Here is a 20,934-nt window from a genome sequence, read left to right as displayed (position 1 = left end):
TGTATATGGATATACACACATGAACACTGTGCTGGGGGAATGACAATGAGCCAGCGGCAAGCCGTCGCTTATATCGGAGCTTATTTGTGGAGACGAGAACGGTTCGGCATGCTCTTTACCCTCGTATTCGCCATTTATCTGGGGGTGATTAACAGCGCCGCCATCGATGGGGTGTTGGGAGGAGAAGAAGATGTGCCGCGAGCCATAAACGGCCTTATCGATTGGGTGACCCTGGCCATGTATCCGATCTTCGGAATGGTGATGAACAAGTCCTCGTGGAACATGTGGAAAGACGATTACTATTCGAAAAGACTCGCTCAATGGCGTACGATGCCGATCCCGGCCGCTTCGATCGTTCGGGCCAGAATGCTGCAGAGCGCGGTCATGCTTCCGATCATTGGCGGGGTTTACCTTCTGGCGCAGTACTTGTTGACGCCGGCGCTGCGAGATTACGTTACGCCGATGCAATGGATCGAAAACGGGCTGATCTGGATGTGCTATGCGCTAATCATAATACCGGTCATTATTCTGATGGAGCTGGGATATACCGGAAAGCAATATTGCTTGGTCTACTTCGGACTGATGATCGCGGTGGCATTGCTCTCGATCGTGCTAACGTGGCAGGGAGTAAACGTATTCCATAGCGTGTTGAATTTAATTAAAGACGGGTACGGCCCGGTGACGATACTCGGAATGGCGGTCGTCGCGGCAGCTTCGGTCCTGATAGGACATAAGCTGACCATCGAACGCATCCGCCGAAGATCGTTGCCGCTCTAAGCGGCGGACAAGGAAAGAGGGGTGAGCTTGTGTGGCTGCCGATACGGATTGACGAACAACGTCCGGAACCGCTCTATCACCAGATCGAGGTGCAGCTTCGCGGCCTGATCCTCGGCGGACAGCTGAAGGAAGGAACTCTTCTGCCTTCGATTCGCGAGCTGGCGGTATCGCTGAAATGCAGCGCGATCACGGTTAGGAGAGTGTATCAAGATCTTGAAAACGAAGGCCTGATACGCACCAGACAGGGCACGGGGACGTTCGTTGCAGGCGTGGAGCCGGTCGCTCGGGATGAGCATCGACTAGAGAGGTTGACCCAGGAGTTGGAAAAAGCGATCGAAATCGGGCTGCAGCTAGGCTGTGCGCCGGAGGAGATCGAGACGGCGTTCCGGCAAGCGCTGCATCGAAAAGCGACGGAGAAAGGGGAGGACTCGTCATGACGATTGCGAATATGGAAGCTGCAATTTCCCTTCGCGGCATGAAGCTGCAGCACGAACGGTTCGCTCTTGGCCCCGTGGATTGCAGCATTCCTAAAGGGATGGTTACAGCGATCGTCGGACCGAACGGCTCGGGCAAGAGCACGCTGTTTCGGGCTTTGCTGGGATTAGAGCCGGTCCGGGCGGGAGAGATTGAGATGCTCGGCACGCTGCTGGACGGAAACCAGGGCGATCAATATAAGAGCAGAATCGGATTTTTGGCCGAAAACCCGCATGCTCACGAGAGTCATCTGACCGCCAACGAGAAAGCGAAGTTCGCTTCGTACTGGTATCCGAGCTGGGAGTGGGAGAGGTACAACAAGCTGCTCCGACATTTCGACGTAGACGGCGGAATCAAGCTGTCCAAAATGTCGAAAGGAATGAGGCGCAAGGCCGAGCTCTCCATTGCGATGGCCCACGACCCGGACCTGCTGCTGCTCGACGAACCCTCATCGGGATTGGATCCGTTCGCTTGGAAGACGATGCTGGAGGAGCTGGGGCGTTATATGGAGCCCGGCGATCGGACGCTTGTGTTGGCTACCCATATTTTAGAGGAAATCAAGCGACTGGCAGATTACATCCTGTTTATCTACAGAGGCAAAGTTTTGGGGCTCTATGAGAAAGATCGGTTATTGGACGATTGGCGAACGATCGTCGTGCAGATCGATTATGCTGCTAAGGGCGGAAGCGAGATGCTTCAGCGAGCTCCCGGTTTTCAAGGCTTGTCGGAAGCGGGAGCGGGGCTCTACCGGCTTGAAGTGGACGATCCCGAGCGGGGCGAAGCTTATTGCCGCGACAACGGATTCCGTGTGGTAGCCGTCCAGCGTATGGAGCTGGAAGATATATTGAGCTGTTTAATTCGAAAGGAGGAAGCAAGACGATGAATTCATTGAAGGTAGATAAAATTATTAAAAATTACGGCGACAAGAGGGCCGTTAACGGTCTTAGCTTCGATGTAGCGGCAGGGGAAATCTACGGACTGCTGGGCGCCAATGGTGCGGGGAAAACGACGACGATGCGTATGATTCTGGGCTTGATTTTGCCGGACGAGGGAGATGTTCGTTACTTAGGCAATCCCTACAGCGAGCAGCAGCTTAGCATGCTGGGCTACCTGCCGGAAGAGCGGGGGATGTATCCGAAGATCAAGGTAAGCGAGCAGATTTTGTATCTGGCTCAGCTGCGCGGCATGTCCCGCAAGGATGCGGACAAGAATCTGAAAATGTGGCTGGATAAGTTCCAGGTGCCGGAGTATTACAACAAGAAGGTCGAAGAGCTGTCCAAGGGCAACCAGCAGAAAATCCAGTTTATCGCGGCGGTCATCCATAATCCGAAAATTCTCATTCTCGACGAGGCGTTCAGCGGACTCGACCCGGTTAATGTGGAGCTGCTCAAATCGACGGTCAAAGAGCTGCGGGACGGAGGAACGAGCATCGTGTTCTCCACGCACCGAATGGAGCATGTCGAGGAGCTGTGCCGCAACATTACGATCATGCACAAATCCAATCCGGTACTGCAAGGGCCGATCAAGGAAATCAAAAAGAAGTTTCCTCAGGAGCGGGTTATCGTCGCGGGCGACGGAACGATTGAGGGATTGGATACGATCACGGGAGTGAAGCACGTATTCCGGCACGAGCACGGCGGCTACGAGTTAAAGGTAGATTCTCCGGAAGTCGGTCAGCGTATTCTGAAGCACGCTCTGCTGCAAGGTCCGATTAACCGCTTCGAAGTCTTGGAACCGACGCTTAACGAAATCTTTATTAAAACGGTAGGTGAGAGCCATGAATAATAGCTTATGGACGGTAATGTCGTTTACGATGCGCAACAAGCTGCGCAGCAAAGGATTTATTATTATGACGGTGGTGCTCGCGGCGCTGATGATCGTTGGGGGCAACCTGCCTTATCTGATCGACAAGCTTAGCGGGGGCGGAGATGGCGAAGCCGCGAAAATCGGCTATGCGGAAGCAAGCCAGGCTCAGGTCGTAGAGGGGCTGAAAGATCACTACGCGAAGCTGCCGGAGCCTAAGGTGGAGCTTGTCGGCATGGCATCCGAGGAACAATTGAAGTCCGCACTGGAGAACAGCGATCTTAAAGGCTACCTGACGTTCGCGGACGATGCGGCGGCCGGGTTCCCGAAAGTCACTTACAACTCCAAGAGTGCATTCGAGGGAGGAATTTCCTCCTCGCTGGCGACCGCTCTTCAACAGGTCAAATACGATACCTTGCTTGAGGGCGCAGGGCTGGACGAGACGCAGAAGGCACAGCTGTACGCGCCGGTTGCATTCCAGACCCAGAAGGTCAGCTTCACGGATGAGAAAGGCAAGACAGAGGAAGAGCAGGGCATGGCCATCGCGTTGACGTACATTATGATCATCATGCTGTTCATGGCGGTTATGATCACGGGACAACTGATCGCTACCGAGATTACGGCGGAGAAGAGCTCCCGCGTTATGGAAATCATCGTAACAAGCGTATCTCCTCTGAAGCAGATGTGGGGGAAAATTCTCGGAACGTTCCTCGTGGCCATGATTCAAATCGTCGTTCTGGTCGGCGCGCTTGTCGCGAACTTGACGCTGCCGCACAACACGGACATTTTGAAAAGCTTCGGCTTCGATCTTAGCTCGATCGATCCGCTGCTGCTGGTTTACGCGGTATTCTTCTACCTGGCGGGCTTCTTCCTGTACGCGACCTTGTTTGCGGCGGTTGGATCGATCGTCAGCCGTACCGAGGACCTCGGCCAGGCCGTTATGCCGATTACGATGCTCACGCTTGTCGGCTTCTACATCGCCATGTTCGGCCTGAACCAGCCGGACAGCACGCTGATGGTCGTCTGCCAGTACATTCCGTTCTTCTCCCCGTTCCTCATGTTCCTGCGGATCGGCTTGGCCGAACCGGCTTGGTGGGAGATCGCGCTGTCCATCGGTATTCTGATCGCTTCGATCCTGGCTATCGGCTGGCTCTCCGCGAAAATCTACCGCGTCGGCGTACTGATGTACGGCAAGCGTCCTTCGATGAAGGAAATCGTGAAGGCTATGAAGGCTTATAAGGTGTAGGGGAATTAGTGAGGAAGTTGTGAGTAACGTCTATAGTTGAGATAGTTTGCGGAAATAATTGAGATAAATAACGTCATATGTTTGAGATATTGTGAAGAACCTTGATGGCCAGATCCTTTGGTATATCAGGGTTTTTTGCTATTCTTCAAAATATCTACATGTTTATTTTGCCCAGAATTTGACCATAGATGATACCATGGAGCTTGGTGTTTTATTTTAGCAATAAATGATATTTACCGGAGGATTCATATGGGAAATGACTCGTCAAACATGGATTGGCGAAAAGAGGATCACCTTTATACCCCAAAAAGGAAAGTGAATAATCGGAATAGTCATCATCGTCCGCACATTATCGGAAGTTTCTATAGTGAAAAAATGGATCGTCCGGTGGAGTATGAATCCTTAGGTGAACGACTCTTTTACCACTACTTAGAGTTGGATCATTCGGTTGTAAGATATTACGTGCAACCTGTTGAGGTTCCGATACATAGCCCGGGAAAAGAGGGTTGGATTCATATTCCAGACTCGTTGGTGTTTAGTAAACACACAAATCCGATTCTTTATCAAGTTAAGCATGAACCAGAAGAAAATATCAATGAACAGTCGAAGCAAATCAATCATTTTTGCGAGCAGTACGCTTTAGTTCGAGGATGGAACTATCTTGTGATTTGCCCTAAGACAATGCCGTCTGTTCTCGCGCGTAATATCCGGTTCCTTAATAACTTTCTTAAAGTGAGGTCTTATTATTCGAATTGGAGTGAGAAAGTCACGTATCGATTAGTTTGTTTAGACAGAAGTACTGTAGAAGTACTAGCGGATTTTTTTGGTGACGAATACCACCCATTACTGATTAAACCATTGATCTACCATCTGATTGCAACGGGAATCTTTCAAACTGATGTAAACCAGGTGATTGGTTCTAATAGCTTCATTACAGTTAATCAACTTATGAAACCATTCATTCCAGAGGAAAGGAAGGTGTTGTTGGATGTCAATTAATCATCTACGACTATACTCGGAATTTTATTTGTATGGAAAGAAACATAAAATTATATCAATTGAGCCACCGTTTGTGCGAATTAAACGCCCAGATGGCGAAGATATTCAGATGAAATTTACCGATATTGTGTCTCATTCAACCTTCCAACCAGATTCGACGATGAAGGTTTCCAAAAAGGAGCTTGCGCCATACGATACGTTGGCCATACTGCCTGAACCAAAAAGAGAAGAAGTGAGCGAACGGTTTGAGATTATACGTCCTCTAATTCTGCTAGAAGAAATTAAAAATCAGAATTTAAGATCGGTTCAAAAGTTCATGGACCAGTATAAATACTTGATAAAAGAAGGGGAAGATCTCACATCGATCCGACAGGAGGTCCTCATTAATCGGGTAAACGAAATGCGTATTGTCCAGAAGAAGAAAAAAGTATCTCGTGCAACGTTCATGCGCTACATGAAGGCATTCCGTGATCAAGAGAATCTACAGAATAATGGGTTAGAGGGTCTCATTTCTAAAAAAGGGCGGGGATATACCGGGAGAAAGGATACTAAAACTCTGGAAATTTGCCATCCTCAAAAACCCGATATCGTATTGGATGTTCTCCAGGTACGCCTTAGCGATGAACTAATACATATTGTGAAGTCAATTATTGAAAATGACTATTTAACTAAATACAACATATCCAAAGCTACCGTATGGAGAAGCGTAAATCGTGAATGTGCGTACCATCAACTTCCAGTGGTCAGTTACAGCACGATCTCAGACCTTATTGGTCGAATTAATAAGAAGGCAAGAGAACGTTTCCGTAATCTGAAGCAGGCAAAAGCAATATATGATGATGTAGCACGTGGATATGCAGACAGAGATGCTCTGCACCCGCTAGACATTATTCAGCTCGATCATACTCGATTGGACATGCAAGTTATTGATGATCAGACTGGTCTAACCATTGATCGGCCGTGGATTACACTCGGAATTGATGTGTTTAGCCGTATGCCATGGTGCTTGTACGTCTCTTTTGAAGCTCCGAGCGCCAATGTAATTCGTAAGGCCATACAACATGGAGTTTTCTTCAAGGATACCAGAAAAATTTATGGCACTGAGTCTGATTGGGAAGTTTTTGGTATTCCCAATGTAATATACGTTGATAACGGCATGGATTTTAAGAGTTCCGATATTAAACGTCTTGTGAATGAAAGCTTAAAGTCCGAAATCATGCATCGTCCGGTCAGGATTCCTAAATATGGGGCAGTTATAGAGCGGTTATTCAGAACACTTAATGATGAGTTGATTCATAATACCTTAGGTACAACAAAGAGCAAGTTTGCAGATTTAGGTGCAATAAAGCCAGAAGAAGAAGCTTGTTTAACCCTTAATCAGATTCGAAAAATACTCACGATCTATATGACGGATATGTATCCAATTCGAGATCATAAGGGTCTGCCCATCTATAGCAAGACACCTATGAATCGTTATCACGACGGATGTAATGAAGTGGGATTTCCTGAATGGATTGAAAAATCCGAGGAGGAGCGATATAAAATTGAGTTTATGCTGACTCTTAAGAAGCCCTATACGAGAGATGGGGTAAGATTCGGGAACCGTATTTATAAGTCGGAAGAATGCAATGATATTATTGGCCAGAAGGAAACGAAGTATGTTATTAAATATGATCCCGATGATATCTCTCGTATTTTTCTGAAACATCCCAAAAAAGAGCGATTCATCGAGTTATACGCAGTTTCACCGTCGTATGAACAACTAATTGGAGTTAATGCCTATACGTACTCAAGAGTCTTAAAGATATGGAGCGAGGAAGGGGAACGTAAAAAGAATAGTATCCCTGGAAATGATCAGTATGCTCGGGCAGCGAAGAAGATTCAAGAAGAGATCAATAAAAGTTACGTTAAGAAGAAGAGCACCCGTAAGACTGTTGCTCGAATGATAAACGCAGATCGTAGTGTCACAGTTACTTTCCAGGGACAACAACAAAAAGATGCCGTAAATAGATCAAGGGAAGAAGAACTGTTTCTAGCGGCTAAATTGGCTGAAGAGAGAAGGAATGAAAGAAAATGAGTCGCGTAGAGGCCAAGCAGTTTGCAAACCGAATTGCTGATTTATTTATCCAACACGAAGAAGTCAGACGAATCTGGGACCGGTTTGATTCTCTTCGTGTTCATCTGAAAGCTGGTAACCAGGAACATGATCCTAATCATTTAATGTTAACTGGTATTTCTGGTGTAGGTAAAACACAATTGGCAACTCATTATAAAAGACGAAATCCTGGTTACACATACGTTGATAAGGATGAAACAAAAATTGATATCGCCCCAGTGTTATATATAAAGTTGCCTTACCCGTTCACTGCGCTCGATTTTTACAAAAAAATACTAACCGGTTTAGGAACAAAAATTCTTCGCTCTGATATGAGGGTTGGATATGCGAAGGACCAGGCATTACATTTACTGCGAAAGCAAAAAACAGAATTGATTATTTTTGACGAACTAAACTTTTTAACTCGAACTAAGCGTTTTGATGATCAGGATGGTATGGAAATGTTTAAGGATTAATCGAATGAGGGTGTATCTCTTGTTTGTATGGGTACTCCAAAAGTTGAATATCTTCTCGATATGGAAGATGAATATTTTCGACGGTTTAAGCTTGAAAGAATTATGCCTTTCGAAGAATGTGATGAGAGATTCTGTAAATTGCTGAATGACATAGAAACTGCAATTCAGCCGCCCAGAAGAATACAACTTGGGGCATTGGAATCTGGTTTACCGCAATTGTTGCATGAATATTGTCAAGGAAGAATTGGTTATTTACACGCCATACTAATAGAAGCATACCGATTACTAGGCGTTTTTGCTGATGATTTTCGGGATATTAGCGCTGCAGAATTGACAGTAACCAAACTACGGGAAGCTAAGGAAAGCTTTTTCGGACAAACGTTAAGAGTCTAAAATTCAATGACAGCAGGGATATATACAGTGGAGAATCAACTATTAACGGTAAGGCCCACACCTAAATTAGGGGAAAGCCTTACTTCCTTCTTGAATAGGGCAGCAAAATTAAATGGGTGCAATGAGATGGATATTTGGAGAAGTATACATGCAGGATCTATTCACATGCTAAGATCCCAATTATTCTACCGACTGGACTATGATTTTTGTTTAATTGACCCGAAACAATTGTCCATGCTTTTAGATGTTACTTTAGATTCCATAAAGAAACTTACCTTCTTTACCGTTTGTTCCAAATTTTTTGACGATCCTTATAAAGACTATGACCGAGCTATGGTCATGATTCAAATGGCTCTTGATAAACGTTCACGTAAGTTTTGTCCAATTTGTATCGAGCATGAGGATGTATATAAGCTAACTTGGTTGTTGAAAGAAGTAGACTACTGCTTTACTCATAATATCAGGTTGGAATCAAACACGAATTTGGCTGATATTTCTGAGGTTACGTCGGATACTAATGATTTGAATAAGCAAGAAGTGATTTATCGTCGTTGGAATTTTCTCCTTAAATCAGACAAAGTACTCACAAAGAGATACGGAAGGTTGAATATGGAAAGATCATTGGCATTAAAACTGTTATTTGTTGCCCAAAATCAGGCATCAGTATATGTTCGAAAAGACATTGTTGGTTTCTCTAAAAATCTTGTAAAAAGTCTTGTTTCATTTGTCAGAGGCACCTCTTCGGTTAAGAAAGTAACCCAATCTTTATTATTCGAAGTGTTGAACTACGCCAACATGACAATTGAGGAATTTTCTAATCTTGAAGTTCCGAAGTCATATCTTACTAGCATATTCACTATTAAAGAAAAGAAGAATAATCCACCAAGCACTTGCCTAGCACCTTGGTGTTACAATCAGGAACATCAAAGAATGATCTTAATTGATGATAGAGTGGAGCCAAGAAAGAAGGGGATTCGGTATCCTTACTATTATGTCTGTAAAGGATGCTTCATGAGATATGCGTATCATCCGGAAATAAATCAATGGCAGGAGATAGACGGAAAGATAGAATTGGTGTCTGCTATAAAAAAACTCGTTGAAGCTGGCATGACAAGGTCAGAAGTTTCGCGAGAACTAAAAATCAACTACTTTCAAATTAGTGAAATATTCGGGTATCTTGCTTATCATCATTTGCTGCCAAAATCAATACATGCTACTTATGCATATTCGAATATACCGGAGAATCTTGTATCTTTATTTGAAGCAATACAATGTGAGTTATATACTTACCCAGAAACTAAATATAAAAAAACGAGAAATCGATATGGTTGGAACTTGAAGATGTACAGTTATTTTTATGCTCATTCTGATGTGCAACTGTATTTTATTCATAAACCATCCGAATTAAAAAAACCACTGAAGAAGCATAATGATCTTTGTATTCAAGCAGAACGAAGCATCAATGACATGGTTCTATCTGATATTCGTTTATCGCTCAATCAGGTGGCGTCTTCTTTAGATTGTTCTGAAAGCACTCTACATTCTTACGGAATCGCATCTGTTGTACAAGAGGCCAAATCTAAGCAATCATCTAAACGACTGCATGATGAAGAAAAAGAACTTCGAAAAACATTTGATACTCTAATTTCTCGCCATGATTGTAAAGAAGTGTTGTCAATGAGGGCTGTGTACAACTGTCTAGGGAGGAACAGAGACTATGTAGTTGAAAATTACCCAGGTTTTATAAACTACATGACAGCTTCGGTTAAGGAAGTCAATAATAAAGCAGAAGTTCACCGATTAAAGCAACTTGTAAGGCGGATTAAAGAGGCCATACAGCAGCTCAGTGAAAAGCAAAGAGATATATCAGTTACGGCTGTTGCAAAGTGTTTAGGAATTAAATACATACATGTGAAGGGGTATAGGCCTGTAAAAGAAAAGATTAAGCAAGAGATTGAAGACTATAAGAATATTTTGGTGGGACAGAGTCATTGGGTTAATGTATCAGAGCCACGAAGTTAAAAGATAGAGCCAGCGTTTCTTCTGACAAATCCCTTCAAAATATGATATTTTGCAGGATATAAGACGTTAATTATTGAATTATTTATCGAGTTATGTTGTTTTTTGACTTCCAGCTATTTTAGTTTCGAAAATCGTTAGCTGCCCTTTTGGTTAAGACAAGGTAAAAAGCTATTCATAGAGAGGTCAATGTCATGGACGAAACATCGGTTATTTGTTTCAATTGTTTGGAACTTTCCGACGTTATGGATACACACGGGATATCAATCTCAGATTACAATTCTCCGCCTATAAAAATAGTGGGTATCAATGAACGACAAGAGTATACATGTACAAAGTGCAACGAGTGTTTATCGGCTTATGATTTGTACTTTGAAAGTGTAAGTGATTTTAATGAGTTTGTTGAACAAGTCATAACTTCGCTTGGGCAAACCTTGTCTTTTAAAATCCACCGTTGTTCTCACTGCAATGAAGGAAGTGATATTGAAGCATACATATATTCCTTCAATCGTGACGTGGAAGATGAGGATGATGAGCATCCTTCGACCGGCATGGACATTTGGGATTTTCTATCCGAAGAAAATATACCTCAGGATTATGTTGATAGGGTAATAAGTGAACTCAGATGCCTCAATTGCGGATATGGGGAGCCGTATCACCCAAAGCACAATCCTGATAGTCATAACTTTGAATATAGTGATCGCATATATAGTGAGGACGAGATCAATGAGTTTTGGGGATATGACCAAGAGTTTATTAATTTCGCTTCAAGATACGGAGTTAATTTTGATGAAAAAGAACTCTCTGATTTTCGAGAACATCTGTACGTTAATCCAGCAGTGGCTCCACGAAGTATAACAGCTGGAAAGATATATGACGTATTGAAAATGAGTTTCGAGGATGACGAGTTTTATTTACTTAAATCATCTACCATAATTTACCGTGGGAGGTCGAGGAATAAAGATATGAGTTCTTATAACTCAGATGGTTTATGGAGTCCTCCTGCCGGTGTTGCGAGTCATGGAAGATATAATGCAGTTGGCGTCCCTATTCTTTATTGCTGCGATACAATTGACGCAATTCCTTATGAATTACACCCAACTCATGAGCAAGCCATCGATATCGCGTCTATTGATGTGAAGAATAATATGAAGTTGTTAGACATAGATGAAGTATTCAAGGGATTTGAAAAGTTTTATGCATCACAAAATGAAGAAACAAGTACGATTAAGAAGGCATATTTATTCACAAACTTTATTGGTGGTTGTTGTCTAGATATTGGTTTTCAAGGAGTTAAGTATGAAGGTGTAGCAAACTGGAATGGGAAGTACACTAATTATGCGCTTTTTAATTATGTCAAAGATACTGACCTTGAAATCTTAGAAGTGAAACCAAAGAGCTTTCAAATAGCGTATCTGTGAGAACGTTAAGGAAGCAAAGAAGAGTTATAGGGGTACATACCTCCATCTTAAGGGCTGTTAGGTGGAGAATAGATTATATATTCAGAATGAGCGGAAGATACGTTCTCACAACAACGCTAATATGCGTTATTTGAGCTATCAATGGAGCTTTTGGTAAAGAGTTAGTGGGGTCATATTATCGTCTCATCTTCTAGAAAAAAATAATTGCTAAACTATATTCAAAGGATATCCTGATAGCTACAGGATGTCTTTTGTTTTTTTGTATACATAAGAAAAGGGTTACAATGATGAATCATTTTGCTTACATGGCATCGCAGGAAACTGGTGGAAGATGGTCAATTCCTCTAGTGTGTCGTCTTTAATATTTATTAAAGGAATCCTCTCAGATGTTTCTATCGTTTCCCGGTTAGCTTAATAACTCAACTTTCGCAGAGCACAAATCATCTTGAGAGCATGTCGTTGTAGTCTTTCAAGGTGATCAGGTATTGGGCTTGTAAATAGAAAAACACCGCTTCGTTTGCTAAAGTGAGAGTGTCGAGCAATCACTTCAACCGAAGAGGTGTCTACCCTAATGATAGCCCAACCATCCGAATTGAATCAACTGCCTAACGAACTAAAACCAGCGTTCCAAGAACTGAAAGTCATGCAGCATCTGCAACAAGCTGGATTTCGTAAACGCTTTGGCTTTAGCTGTGCCCGACTATTCCAACTTGTTTTCGTTTTGTTGTTCCATCAGAAAAACTGGTTTCGCCTGCTTGAGAGCCGCAAGGACGATTCCATGCCTGGCAAAGATGCGGTTTATCGCTTTCTCAATCATGCCGGCTTTGCATGGCGCCGATTTCTGACTTCGCTTAGCGTGGCTACCGTGAAGAAAGTGGATGCGCTGACGTCTGCGGATCGGGATGTCGTCTTCATCGTCGACGATTCGATGTTCGAACGCAATCGCAGTAAAGCCGTTGAGTTGCTCGCCAGGTTCAAAGATCATGCCACGGGTGCGTATTACAAAGGTTTCCGCATGCTGACGATGGGGTGGTCGGATGGTCATACGTTCTTACCCATGGACTTTGCGCTGCTAAGCTCTAGCAAGTCGGCAATCACCGGCATGAGCGAATCCATCGACAAACGAACACATGGTTACAAGCGCCGGAAGGAAGCACTTCTGTCGGCTCCTCAAGTCGTTGCGTCCATGCTGGATCGCGCCTTGGCAGCCGGAGCAACCGCCTCTTATGTCTTGATGGACAGTTGGTTCACGCACGCGCCGCTCATTCGCGAAGTCGTCTCCCGCGGACTCGATGTGATCGGCATGGTCAAGAACGACAATAAACGATTCCTTGTGCAAGGCCAGAAGCTGTCGCTTAAAGAGCTTTACTTAGCAGCCGCACCTGTAGCGAGCCAGAAGCGCAGTATTCTCCGCTCGATCCGAACGGAGCTGGCTTGCGGTACGCCGGTGCATGTGGTGTTTGTTCGCAACCGCTCGAAGAAAAATGATTGGCTCGCCGTTTTGACGACCGATTTGACGCTCTGTGTAGAGGACGTCATCCGAATTTACGCCATTCGCTGGGACATTGAGGTTTTCTTCAAATGCACCAAGTCGCTGCTTCGTTTGCAAAAGGAGTTTCAAGGCCGCTCTTATGATTTGCTGATCAGCCATACGACAATTGTCTTCTCACGCTACCTTCTACTAGCCTGGCAGCATCGGCAAAGCACTGATGCACGTACGTTCGGCGGTTTGTTTTATGTGCTGTGCGACGAAGTCGGTACACTGGATTGGACAGTCGCCTTACAACAACTGCTCGATCTTGTCAGCGAAATCGCCACGAAAGCAGGAAAGAGGCTTTCAGTTTTGATTCAGCGTCAACTTCAGCAATGGATTGCCAGTCTGCCCAGCTACATCAAGGCTTGTTTGCCAATTTCATGCTGCGAAAGTTGAGTTAATAACCACTCGCGACAATGTTTTTCATAGCCTAAATCTAAAGTGGCTCTACACATTAACATCATAGCTCTATTCTATTAACACGGTGGCTCTAACTGATTAACCATCTCTGGCACCGAAATATTCACTAAATTTGGGATCAAAATATCTGTTGAAAAATGAATACTTTTCTTCTGAGGGGCAACATTGAAAATAGTGGCCCATAGAAAAGGAGCAGAATCAATGTTTACTGTACGCATTAAACCAAAAAGTGACGAGTCACTGATTAGCTTTGTGACTCGCTTTGCTTCAGAGAATGGGACGAAAATGCTCTCTATCTGGCACGATAACAGTAGAAATAAAGCGATTAATCCTCAAAAGGCTGATGCTCATCTGCTGGAACAAGCACCTGAGGCATTATTAATGCTAAATAATTTAGCTGAGGCAACTCAGGTTTCGAAAAATCGGCTTATAGCTATGACTTTTTACCACGTCTTACAAAAGTTCTATTATCATAGTGAAACATCACGTTCACGTATTCTTAAAGGAATGATTCGTAATGACTTCCACTTTTGTCCGTTTTGTATTAAGGAGCAAGCACACATCAAACTGCTGTGGAAATTGGATGGGGTCAATTTTTGTATGAAACATCAAGTACCGTTATCAAGAAGCTGTAGTCAATGTGGTAACATCGTCAAGCTAAAGGATATTGAGTATATTGAGCTTTGTCCGTACTGCAATACTGAATTAAAAAATACCCAAATGATGATTCGAAAATTTTCAGCGAAGGAGTTAAAAGAGCAAAGCCTTTTGCAAACTATATGGAGTCAGTTACTATGCCATAGCCCCAATTATATGAGTCCGTCAGAAGTTGCCACCAAATTAGTGTATCTGTTAAATGAGGAAAGTTCCTTTTTTGAGAGAAATACCATCCAACGGAATGCTGATATTCTCAAAATATGTTTACCGCATGTACTTCAAATTGCAAGGGACGCTCTCTTGAGGAAGAGAACGGTACATATTAGCACGCTGCTAGACGTAATGGTATATAGTAACATTGATTATGAATATTTTGAAAAAATATCAATACCATATGGTTTTAGAGAATCGATACGTACTTCTAAACGGGATAATGTAAAGAACACTGGGTGCATGTCTCCTTGGTGTGCATCCTATCAAAAGTCTGATTTCTTAGTAAAAACAGGTACCAAGGCAAAACGTTATTCGGACGGTCGATACCTACGAAAGTATGTCGCATGTACTGTTTGCGGTAGCAGGTTTGCTTATAATATCGATGGCAATATGGTAGAACTAGATGGGTTCTTTAAAGGCTATAACGATTTGACGAATATGTTTAAGAAGAAGGGGCAGTTGACTTTACAAGAGTGTCGGAGGCCAGCTGATTTTAAGAGAGATCGCTGGTGGAGTGTTATAGCTTATTTTAGTACAAGACCTATTTTTGGTGAGGTTGAAAAGCTTGATGAAGATCTATTATTAGCATTCGTTCAGTCTGTTGAACAGAATGGGAATATGAATAACATCCACAAATGGAGTTGTTGGAATTCTTACAGGCACTTTCTCCTGTATAGATATCATCCCCGTGTGATGAATGCCATTGTTTTCTCAAAAAGAAAGGTCCCTTTACGACATGATATAAAGGACTATGAAAATAAAATAGAATCTCTGTGTAGAAGTATGTTAGAAAATGATCAAGATATTTCAGTTGAGCGCATATGCTCATTAGTAAATATTTCATCTACTACTATTCGGAAATGGGGAGTTCATATTTATATAAAAAATATGAAGAAGGAGCAGGGTGAGAAACGTTTAGTAGCTAGAAAAGAGGAGATTATCGAGAAAGTTGATCAGTTTTTTAAGCAAAATGAAAAATGTCGTGTCTTGTCTAAGGATATATACAATTTTATTGGGATGAGTCAAAGCTACATGAAGTCGATTGCACCAGATTTAAACCAGTATATAAGTATGAAAAGACAAAACTGTTCGATTCAAAGAAGAAGTACACTGGAGAAACTGAAGGTGAAATCTAACGCTTTTCAAAGGTAAAGCGTGAATTCCGATAATAACGAGTCAATATCATTTCCTAATTTTATAGTCACTTTGGCATCGCCGAACATAAAAACTATTTTTTTGTAGTAGTGAGAAGAAATAAAACTTTTGATTGGAATGCGCCTAGCACCTACTGATTGGTGAAATGTGTTTGTAGTACAACTTGATGAGATTAATGCAAGTTGTGGGTATTCCGTGAGTCGGGAAAAAATAGTTAAATTAAACAGCGACAGTGTGGATTTTTCGATCCAAACTGTCGTTGTTTCTATAGAAGTTGACGATTTCTAACCAAGATGAATAGCATTAGAATTGTGAATTCAGTAAAATGCATTATTTGTACCAGTAGCACTCATCTGAGCAGGATATATATACCAAAGAAATTATTTGTCAAAACGATTTTCAATTTTAAATAGTTTATCTTGTTGCGAGAGTCTAAGAACAATATAATCATCTGAATTTAGTTCTTTTGGAAGTTTATCTTTAAGTATAGAGAATATTAATTGAATATTCTTTCCCTTAATATATTTTGTAACCTTGATTAACTGGTTAGCATGCATTAGTTCCTTTTTATCATTTAGAATAAAATGCAGAACCGGAATTTCTTCTTCATCTGCAAATAAGATATATGCTAAATCAAAGCACAGAATCTCACCTTGTTTTTTGCCCGAACTATTATTAGCGTTAAAACAGTAGAAGTCATATATATTTTTTCCAGTTTTCTTTTCTGCTTTGATACCATATGTTATTAGATATTCTTCATTATAAAGTTCCTTAGATACTTCCGTGAAAAATTCATTGAATTTAACGAGCTGATTTTTTATTTTCTCTTGAGAAGATATTGAAAACGCATCTTGATCGATAGTTTTCAATTCATCCTCTAAGTCGGTTATCTTTTTATCGACTTCTTTTATTTGGGTGATAGAATGTTCTACTTCACCCTTTCGACGGTAATTTTCATTTAATTCAGATATGATTTTTTCAAGATCGCTAAAGGTATCTGTTTTAGTTACGCTACTTGTTAGCTCAACTTCAGTCGATAATAATGTTTTTAGTTCTTCATTTAGATTATTTATTTGATCATGAATTTCAGGTAACTCCTGGCTAATGAATCTTATCTTTTCTACGATCATTTTATTATGGTAAGAAACCAAGTCTTCAAAAGTTTTTTGAAGATTAGGGATGAAATTGTTTGCTTGTTCATAAATTCTCTTTAGTTGTTTAAGATCGATATTTGATTGATCTTCTTTAAGTTCCATTTCAGCTTCATGAATTAAATCTCTTCTTATGCTCAATTCACTAATTTTAGAACTGATGTAGCTTATTTGATATTTTGTTTCATTCAGATTTTTTAAATCCTTATCGTAATTAGGATTAAGATTTAATGAATTTTTTTTATGTTCAATCTTATTTATTGTGCTTTCGATCATCGCTAGCGATAATTCAAACTCAGTTTTGCTTTGTTTCTTCTCTAGTCTATTTTTAAAGTCGATTTCGGTTTTCATTTTTTTAAATAATTGAGACCGATCTGTTGTGATAATTCCAAATAAATACAAATACAGTGTTTCATATTCGGGAAGAGAATTGAACTTTGTCAGGACTTTCAATGTATTATTTATGCGATCGTCAGTATATCTAATACTGTGTGAAATGATTTCTCTAAAGGATGGTTTCTTGACTGATCTATCTCCAATTATTAAATCGTCAAGCTTACTTTCGAATTCTTTATCTTTAATTTTCTCACCGTTAATCCTCGTTATTTTGTGTTTGTTGTTCAAAAAATTCCGTTCAATTACAATTTCACGAGCATGTATATGATTAAAGCTGTCCGTTAGTGTTAGCTTAATTAGAACATTGTTTTCAATCAAATAGTTCTTTACTAATTCAATTTCCTTCTTTGTTTCTTGATCCGTATAAATAAGCTTTGGGTCTGCTCCAAGACAAAAATCAATAAGCGTTAACACAGTAGTTTTACCAACGCTGTTTCCAGTCTCCTTTTCAGTGATGCCTACCGTCTCATCGACAATTAAGTTAACTCCTTTATGAAATCTAATGTCTCGAATCAGACCGAATTTATCTTCTATTTTAAGTTGTTTAATCAACATAATGATACTTCACCACTTTCATTTACAAACGCAATATCGGATAAAAAAAGCCAGTCTAACGAGAGAATAAAAGTAAAAAAGGACATATTACTTTTTGCTTTTACATCGCTATATAAACTAATTAGTTCAATATTATTTTTATTGAATAATTGATCGAGAATAATGGATCCATTGTAGTATATGCTTAATTCAGGATTAATATCCTTAGGCAGTAACATGAATATATCCCTCCGGATCCTCGAATACCTTGCATTTAATAAAAGCATCTACAATTATTATGGAGACACAAAGTTCAAGTTCCTCATCTGCTAAATCGAAAAAATTATCAGTCTCACGAATGTATGAAACAGTCCTATTTATAATCCTTAGGAATTTTTGATTGTTATTATATTCATCAAATAATAATTCTTCTGTATAAAATCTAGAGAGTTTTTCGAATACAGAAAGGCTTTTATTATTGCCTTGTCTATCAAATTCTGCATATAGTGAATTGAGTTTGGAATAGTAGACTTTATACTTTTTTATAATGTTCTTTACCTTTAAGAGATCATTAAATTCTATCTTCATGTCTATATTATACTCATTTAGTTTAGTCTGTTCTTGTGTTGTTTTTAAATCTTCTTTTGAGAGTAACTTAATTAATTCTGTTAAATTTGATGATATTTTCGAAGGATCTGGTTTTTCCCCAAGTTCTGCTGATACCAGCTCATATACCTCTTTTTGCTTGTCTATGCTAGCTTCAAGTACAGATTTCATTAGTGAAATTTTATCAATAATATCCTTATTGGGGTCAAAGCTAATCTTATGCGTGTTAGTGTACTTCTTCTTTCTAAGATGGTCAGCATCGGAAAAAAATAGGAATTTTAATTGATATCCTTGCTTTTTGTATTCCTGCAGAATATCTTTAGAAAGTGTCTTGTTAATTTTAGCTGTTGTATCAGTAGATGAGACTTGAATGATAGTCTTATTTACTTGATCTATCAAATCAATCGCTTCGGAATTTTGGTCAAAGATGTTCGCATTCTCGAATTGCTTATCAAACAATAGATTAATAAGATCTCTGTAAAAGAACTCTGCATGAATATTTAAGTTAAGTATATTAAGTTTCCCGTTACTTTTAATTCGATAACTAAGCAACTCAATTTTCTCGGTTACATAAGAATGATAGAAATCTCTATTCATAAAAGTGATCTCCCATGAAATAAACTTAACTCAATCACTAAATTGTACACTAAATTAATCCATTTTGTAGTAGCCTTTTGGAATTTTCTAAATCAAACTATAAAGTACAAAAACACCTGCTAGCTCTCAGCAGGTGTTTTGTAAATGAAGTCTTCTAACCCTATTTCGATTTCGATCCCTAAAAAACTTAACTAGGGAGATCATCGAGTATGCTGAGTTGAACATCATCTATGAATCGCTTCGTATGTTCAATCAACTTACTCATGTATTTTTTAACTTCGATTGTTGAATTTGAATCGCGTTCGAATGGATCATCAGGAAGAAAGATTAATCCTGAGAGATTACCACCGCTATGGAATGTCCAAATCATTGTCGGATTGTGTACTGATTTATTTCGCATTTCTTTAAGAGAGATATACCAATTCATTCCCTCTAATTTCTCGAGTTTCAATAACGTTCCAGATTCAGGCGAATTGAGCCTTAAAGCCTGTATAACGCTTTTAGACTTTACGTGCCGTTCCTTAATGGCTAGTCTGAAAAGAATATTTACCTCATGGGATAGTAACTCAATCGCTCCTAAAAGTGCACTCACAAATGCTGAGAATTCAGCTCGAAGGACTTCATGTCCACTTTCCTCTCGGAAAGAATCGTAATGATAGTTAGCAGTAAATCGCTCGAAATGATAGTTAGCATGATTTAGCTTGCTTCGGATGCTGGAAATCCGAATTTCTTTTTGCCATTGATCGTCAGTCATTTTACCATTCATAATGGTACCCACAAACTTAGTCTTAACTGCGTCTAGTGATGGATAACTATACATTTGCATGGTGATGACTCCTCCGGTATCGCCATTCAATTAATATCATGAATCATGCAAGTATCTAATCTAACAAAAGTGATGCCAAAGTTGTGTATACTCATGTTAAGAGTAACGCGGATTTCTTTACTCTAAAAGGGCATAAGTATTACGATTATTCCAAGAGTCGTAATATCCTTATTTCTTAGTTCATAATAGATAGTTTGAAATTGCTATTATAGAAATTGAGAAAGATGATTCTTGTAAATAGACAGGAGTCATTTTTCTTATTTCCATTAAGAATGTGCGTAATGATCATGCCTGAGATAAAAAACCTTTATGCTTGGCATTAGTTTAATCTGAAATGGCGTTAAATTAAAATCCCGTTGCAGCTTTTTTCCTAGCTGCAACGGGATTTTGCTAATGAAATGTAATGGATCCAATTACTTTGATCTATTTATTTAGATCCAAATATCGATTGCTTATTTGAGTCAGTTAGCAATCCCTTGAGGCAGTGCAATTAGAAAGCAGAGTTATGCGCTATTGAATTGAATAAATCCTAATCAGTTTCACCATATTGCTTAAAGACTTTATCCAATGTAACTAGAAGGTGGTTTCTTGCAATCTCAGTAATTTGTATATGTGACTTTTGATGATGAGTCGACAATATTTGTTCCGGGCTTTCCTTGGAAACAGGATAAAGATCAGATCCCAGATCTCTGCAAAGGTCTATAAGGGTAATACCGTATCTTATAGGTGCATCTAAGTAGCGGCCATTATGAATCACAATGTAGTACGGGTAACGACCGTCTGTCGCTTTGTAAAAACGATCTTCTGGACCAGTCTCATTAACATGTTCGAAACCACCTGATTCTGCATAGCCAATAATTATTGGAGTGGCATTCCCTTTGTCATCCTTACTTACCACAGCCATGAAGACTAAATCTCCTTTCTTTATGCCTGACGGCCGACGACGAAAGAAAGTTTGGTCGTTATGTGAATACAATTTATTCTTTCGCTCCATGTACTTCATATCGTTTGGAACCCTGTCTTCTCCGCTACCCTCAAACTTCAACCAGATTCCTGTATCACGACGTGAGGGATAAGCCGACTTATTGTATAGGTTGATTATACCATCTAGCATAATCGTATAGGCTATATGAACAGGGCCG

General features: G+C 40.6%; 19 protein-coding genes. 14 read left to right on the top strand and 5 right to left on the bottom strand.

Going from position 1 to position 20,934, the window contains the following annotated elements; genetic code table 11:
- The first annotated feature begins 45 nt into the window (after positions 1-45).
- From J4772_RS29740 to J4772_RS29675, 14 genes are all read left to right on the top strand, one after another.
- Positions 46-777 carry a hypothetical protein gene (locus J4772_RS29740; protein WP_209072667.1) on the top strand — a complete coding sequence of 244 codons (732 nt, stop codon included), beginning with the start codon at positions 46-48 and terminating at the stop codon, positions 775-777.
- A gap of 29 nt (positions 778-806) precedes the next feature.
- Positions 807-1,214 (top strand): GntR family transcriptional regulator, encoded by a 408-nt coding sequence (locus J4772_RS29735; RefSeq protein ID WP_116059808.1) that lies wholly within the window; start codon positions 807-809, stop codon positions 1,212-1,214.
- Positions 1,211-2,134: an ATP-binding cassette domain-containing protein gene (locus J4772_RS29730; protein WP_209072666.1), complete on the top strand. Its 924-nt coding sequence runs from the start codon at positions 1,211-1,213 to the stop codon at positions 2,132-2,134. Before J4772_RS29735 ends, J4772_RS29730 begins: the two co-directional genes overlap by 4 nt.
- Positions 2,131-3,036 (top strand): ABC transporter ATP-binding protein, encoded by a 906-nt coding sequence (locus J4772_RS29725; protein WP_116059810.1) that lies wholly within the window; start codon positions 2,131-2,133, stop codon positions 3,034-3,036. Before J4772_RS29730 ends, J4772_RS29725 begins: the two co-directional genes overlap by 4 nt.
- Complete coding sequence (locus J4772_RS29720) at positions 3,029-4,300, top strand: ABC transporter permease (protein WP_209072665.1); 1,272 nt, start codon at positions 3,029-3,031, stop codon at positions 4,298-4,300. The genes J4772_RS29725 and J4772_RS29720 overlap by 8 nt, the downstream gene beginning before the upstream one ends.
- 249 nt (positions 4,301-4,549) lie before the next feature.
- Positions 4,550-5,299 carry a TnsA endonuclease N-terminal domain-containing protein gene (locus J4772_RS29715; protein WP_209072664.1) on the top strand — a complete coding sequence of 250 codons (750 nt, stop codon included), beginning with the start codon at positions 4,550-4,552 and terminating at the stop codon, positions 5,297-5,299.
- Entirely contained in the window at positions 5,289-7,376 is a 2,088-nt protein-coding gene (locus J4772_RS29710; protein ID WP_209072663.1) for a Mu transposase C-terminal domain-containing protein, read from the top strand. Before J4772_RS29715 ends, J4772_RS29710 begins: the two co-directional genes overlap by 11 nt.
- Positions 7,373-7,870 (top strand): TniB family NTP-binding protein, encoded by a 498-nt coding sequence (locus J4772_RS29705; protein WP_209072662.1) that lies wholly within the window; start codon positions 7,373-7,375, stop codon positions 7,868-7,870. Before J4772_RS29710 ends, J4772_RS29705 begins: the two co-directional genes overlap by 4 nt.
- 27 nt (positions 7,871-7,897) lie before the next feature.
- Complete coding sequence (locus J4772_RS29700) at positions 7,898-8,263, top strand: hypothetical protein (RefSeq protein ID WP_209072661.1); 366 nt, start codon at positions 7,898-7,900, stop codon at positions 8,261-8,263.
- 6 nt (positions 8,264-8,269) lie between these two features.
- Positions 8,270-10,285 carry a TniQ family protein gene (locus J4772_RS29695; protein ID WP_209072660.1) on the top strand — a complete coding sequence of 672 codons (2,016 nt, stop codon included), beginning with the start codon at positions 8,270-8,272 and terminating at the stop codon, positions 10,283-10,285.
- A 191-nt stretch (positions 10,286-10,476) separates the two neighbouring features.
- On the top strand, positions 10,477-11,703 hold the full coding sequence (locus J4772_RS29690) for an RES family NAD+ phosphorylase (protein ID WP_209072659.1): 1,227 nt from the start codon (positions 10,477-10,479) through the stop codon (positions 11,701-11,703).
- Positions 11,700-11,837, top strand: a complete 138-nt coding sequence (locus tag J4772_RS37690) for a hypothetical protein (protein WP_209072658.1) — start codon at positions 11,700-11,702, stop codon at positions 11,835-11,837. Before J4772_RS29690 ends, J4772_RS37690 begins: the two co-directional genes overlap by 4 nt.
- Positions 11,838-12,274: 437 nt before the next feature.
- Positions 12,275-13,633: an IS4 family transposase gene (locus tag J4772_RS29680; RefSeq protein WP_209071836.1), complete on the top strand. Its 1,359-nt coding sequence runs from the start codon at positions 12,275-12,277 to the stop codon at positions 13,631-13,633.
- A gap of 225 nt (positions 13,634-13,858) precedes the next feature.
- Positions 13,859-15,679 carry a TniQ family protein gene (locus tag J4772_RS29675; RefSeq protein ID WP_209072657.1) on the top strand — a complete coding sequence of 607 codons (1,821 nt, stop codon included), beginning with the start codon at positions 13,859-13,861 and terminating at the stop codon, positions 15,677-15,679.
- A 383-nt stretch (positions 15,680-16,062) separates the two neighbouring features.
- On the opposite strand, the gene J4772_RS29670 is transcribed toward J4772_RS29675, so the two are convergent.
- The 5 genes from J4772_RS29670 to J4772_RS29650 form a co-directional block, all read right to left on the bottom strand.
- Complete coding sequence (locus J4772_RS29670) at positions 16,063-17,784, bottom strand: DUF2326 domain-containing protein (protein WP_209072656.1); 1,722 nt, start codon at positions 17,782-17,784, stop codon at positions 16,063-16,065.
- On the bottom strand, positions 17,778-18,002 hold the full coding sequence (locus J4772_RS29665; protein ID WP_209072655.1) for an ABC-three component system middle component 6: 225 nt from the start codon (positions 18,000-18,002) through the stop codon (positions 17,778-17,780). Before J4772_RS29665 ends, J4772_RS29670 begins: the two co-directional genes overlap by 7 nt.
- Positions 17,989-18,966 carry an ABC-three component system protein gene (locus J4772_RS29660; RefSeq protein WP_209072654.1) on the bottom strand — a complete coding sequence of 326 codons (978 nt, stop codon included), beginning with the start codon at positions 18,964-18,966 and terminating at the stop codon, positions 17,989-17,991. Before J4772_RS29660 ends, J4772_RS29665 begins: the two co-directional genes overlap by 14 nt.
- Positions 18,967-19,153: 187 nt before the next feature.
- Entirely contained in the window at positions 19,154-19,792 is a 639-nt protein-coding gene (locus J4772_RS29655; protein ID WP_209072653.1) for a Cthe_2314 family HEPN domain-containing protein, read from the bottom strand.
- A 529-nt stretch (positions 19,793-20,321) separates the two neighbouring features.
- Complete coding sequence (locus tag J4772_RS29650; protein ID WP_209072652.1) at positions 20,322-20,696, bottom strand: hypothetical protein; 375 nt, start codon at positions 20,694-20,696, stop codon at positions 20,322-20,324.
- Between the last annotated feature and the right edge of the window lie 238 nt (positions 20,697-20,934).

Source organism: Cohnella sp. LGH, from assembly GCF_017671885.1.
GTDB lineage: Bacteria > Bacillota > Bacilli > Paenibacillales > Paenibacillaceae > Cohnella > Cohnella phaseoli.
The sequence above is the reverse complement of the archived record's forward strand: the minus strand, read 5'-3'. Positions and strand labels throughout refer to the sequence as shown.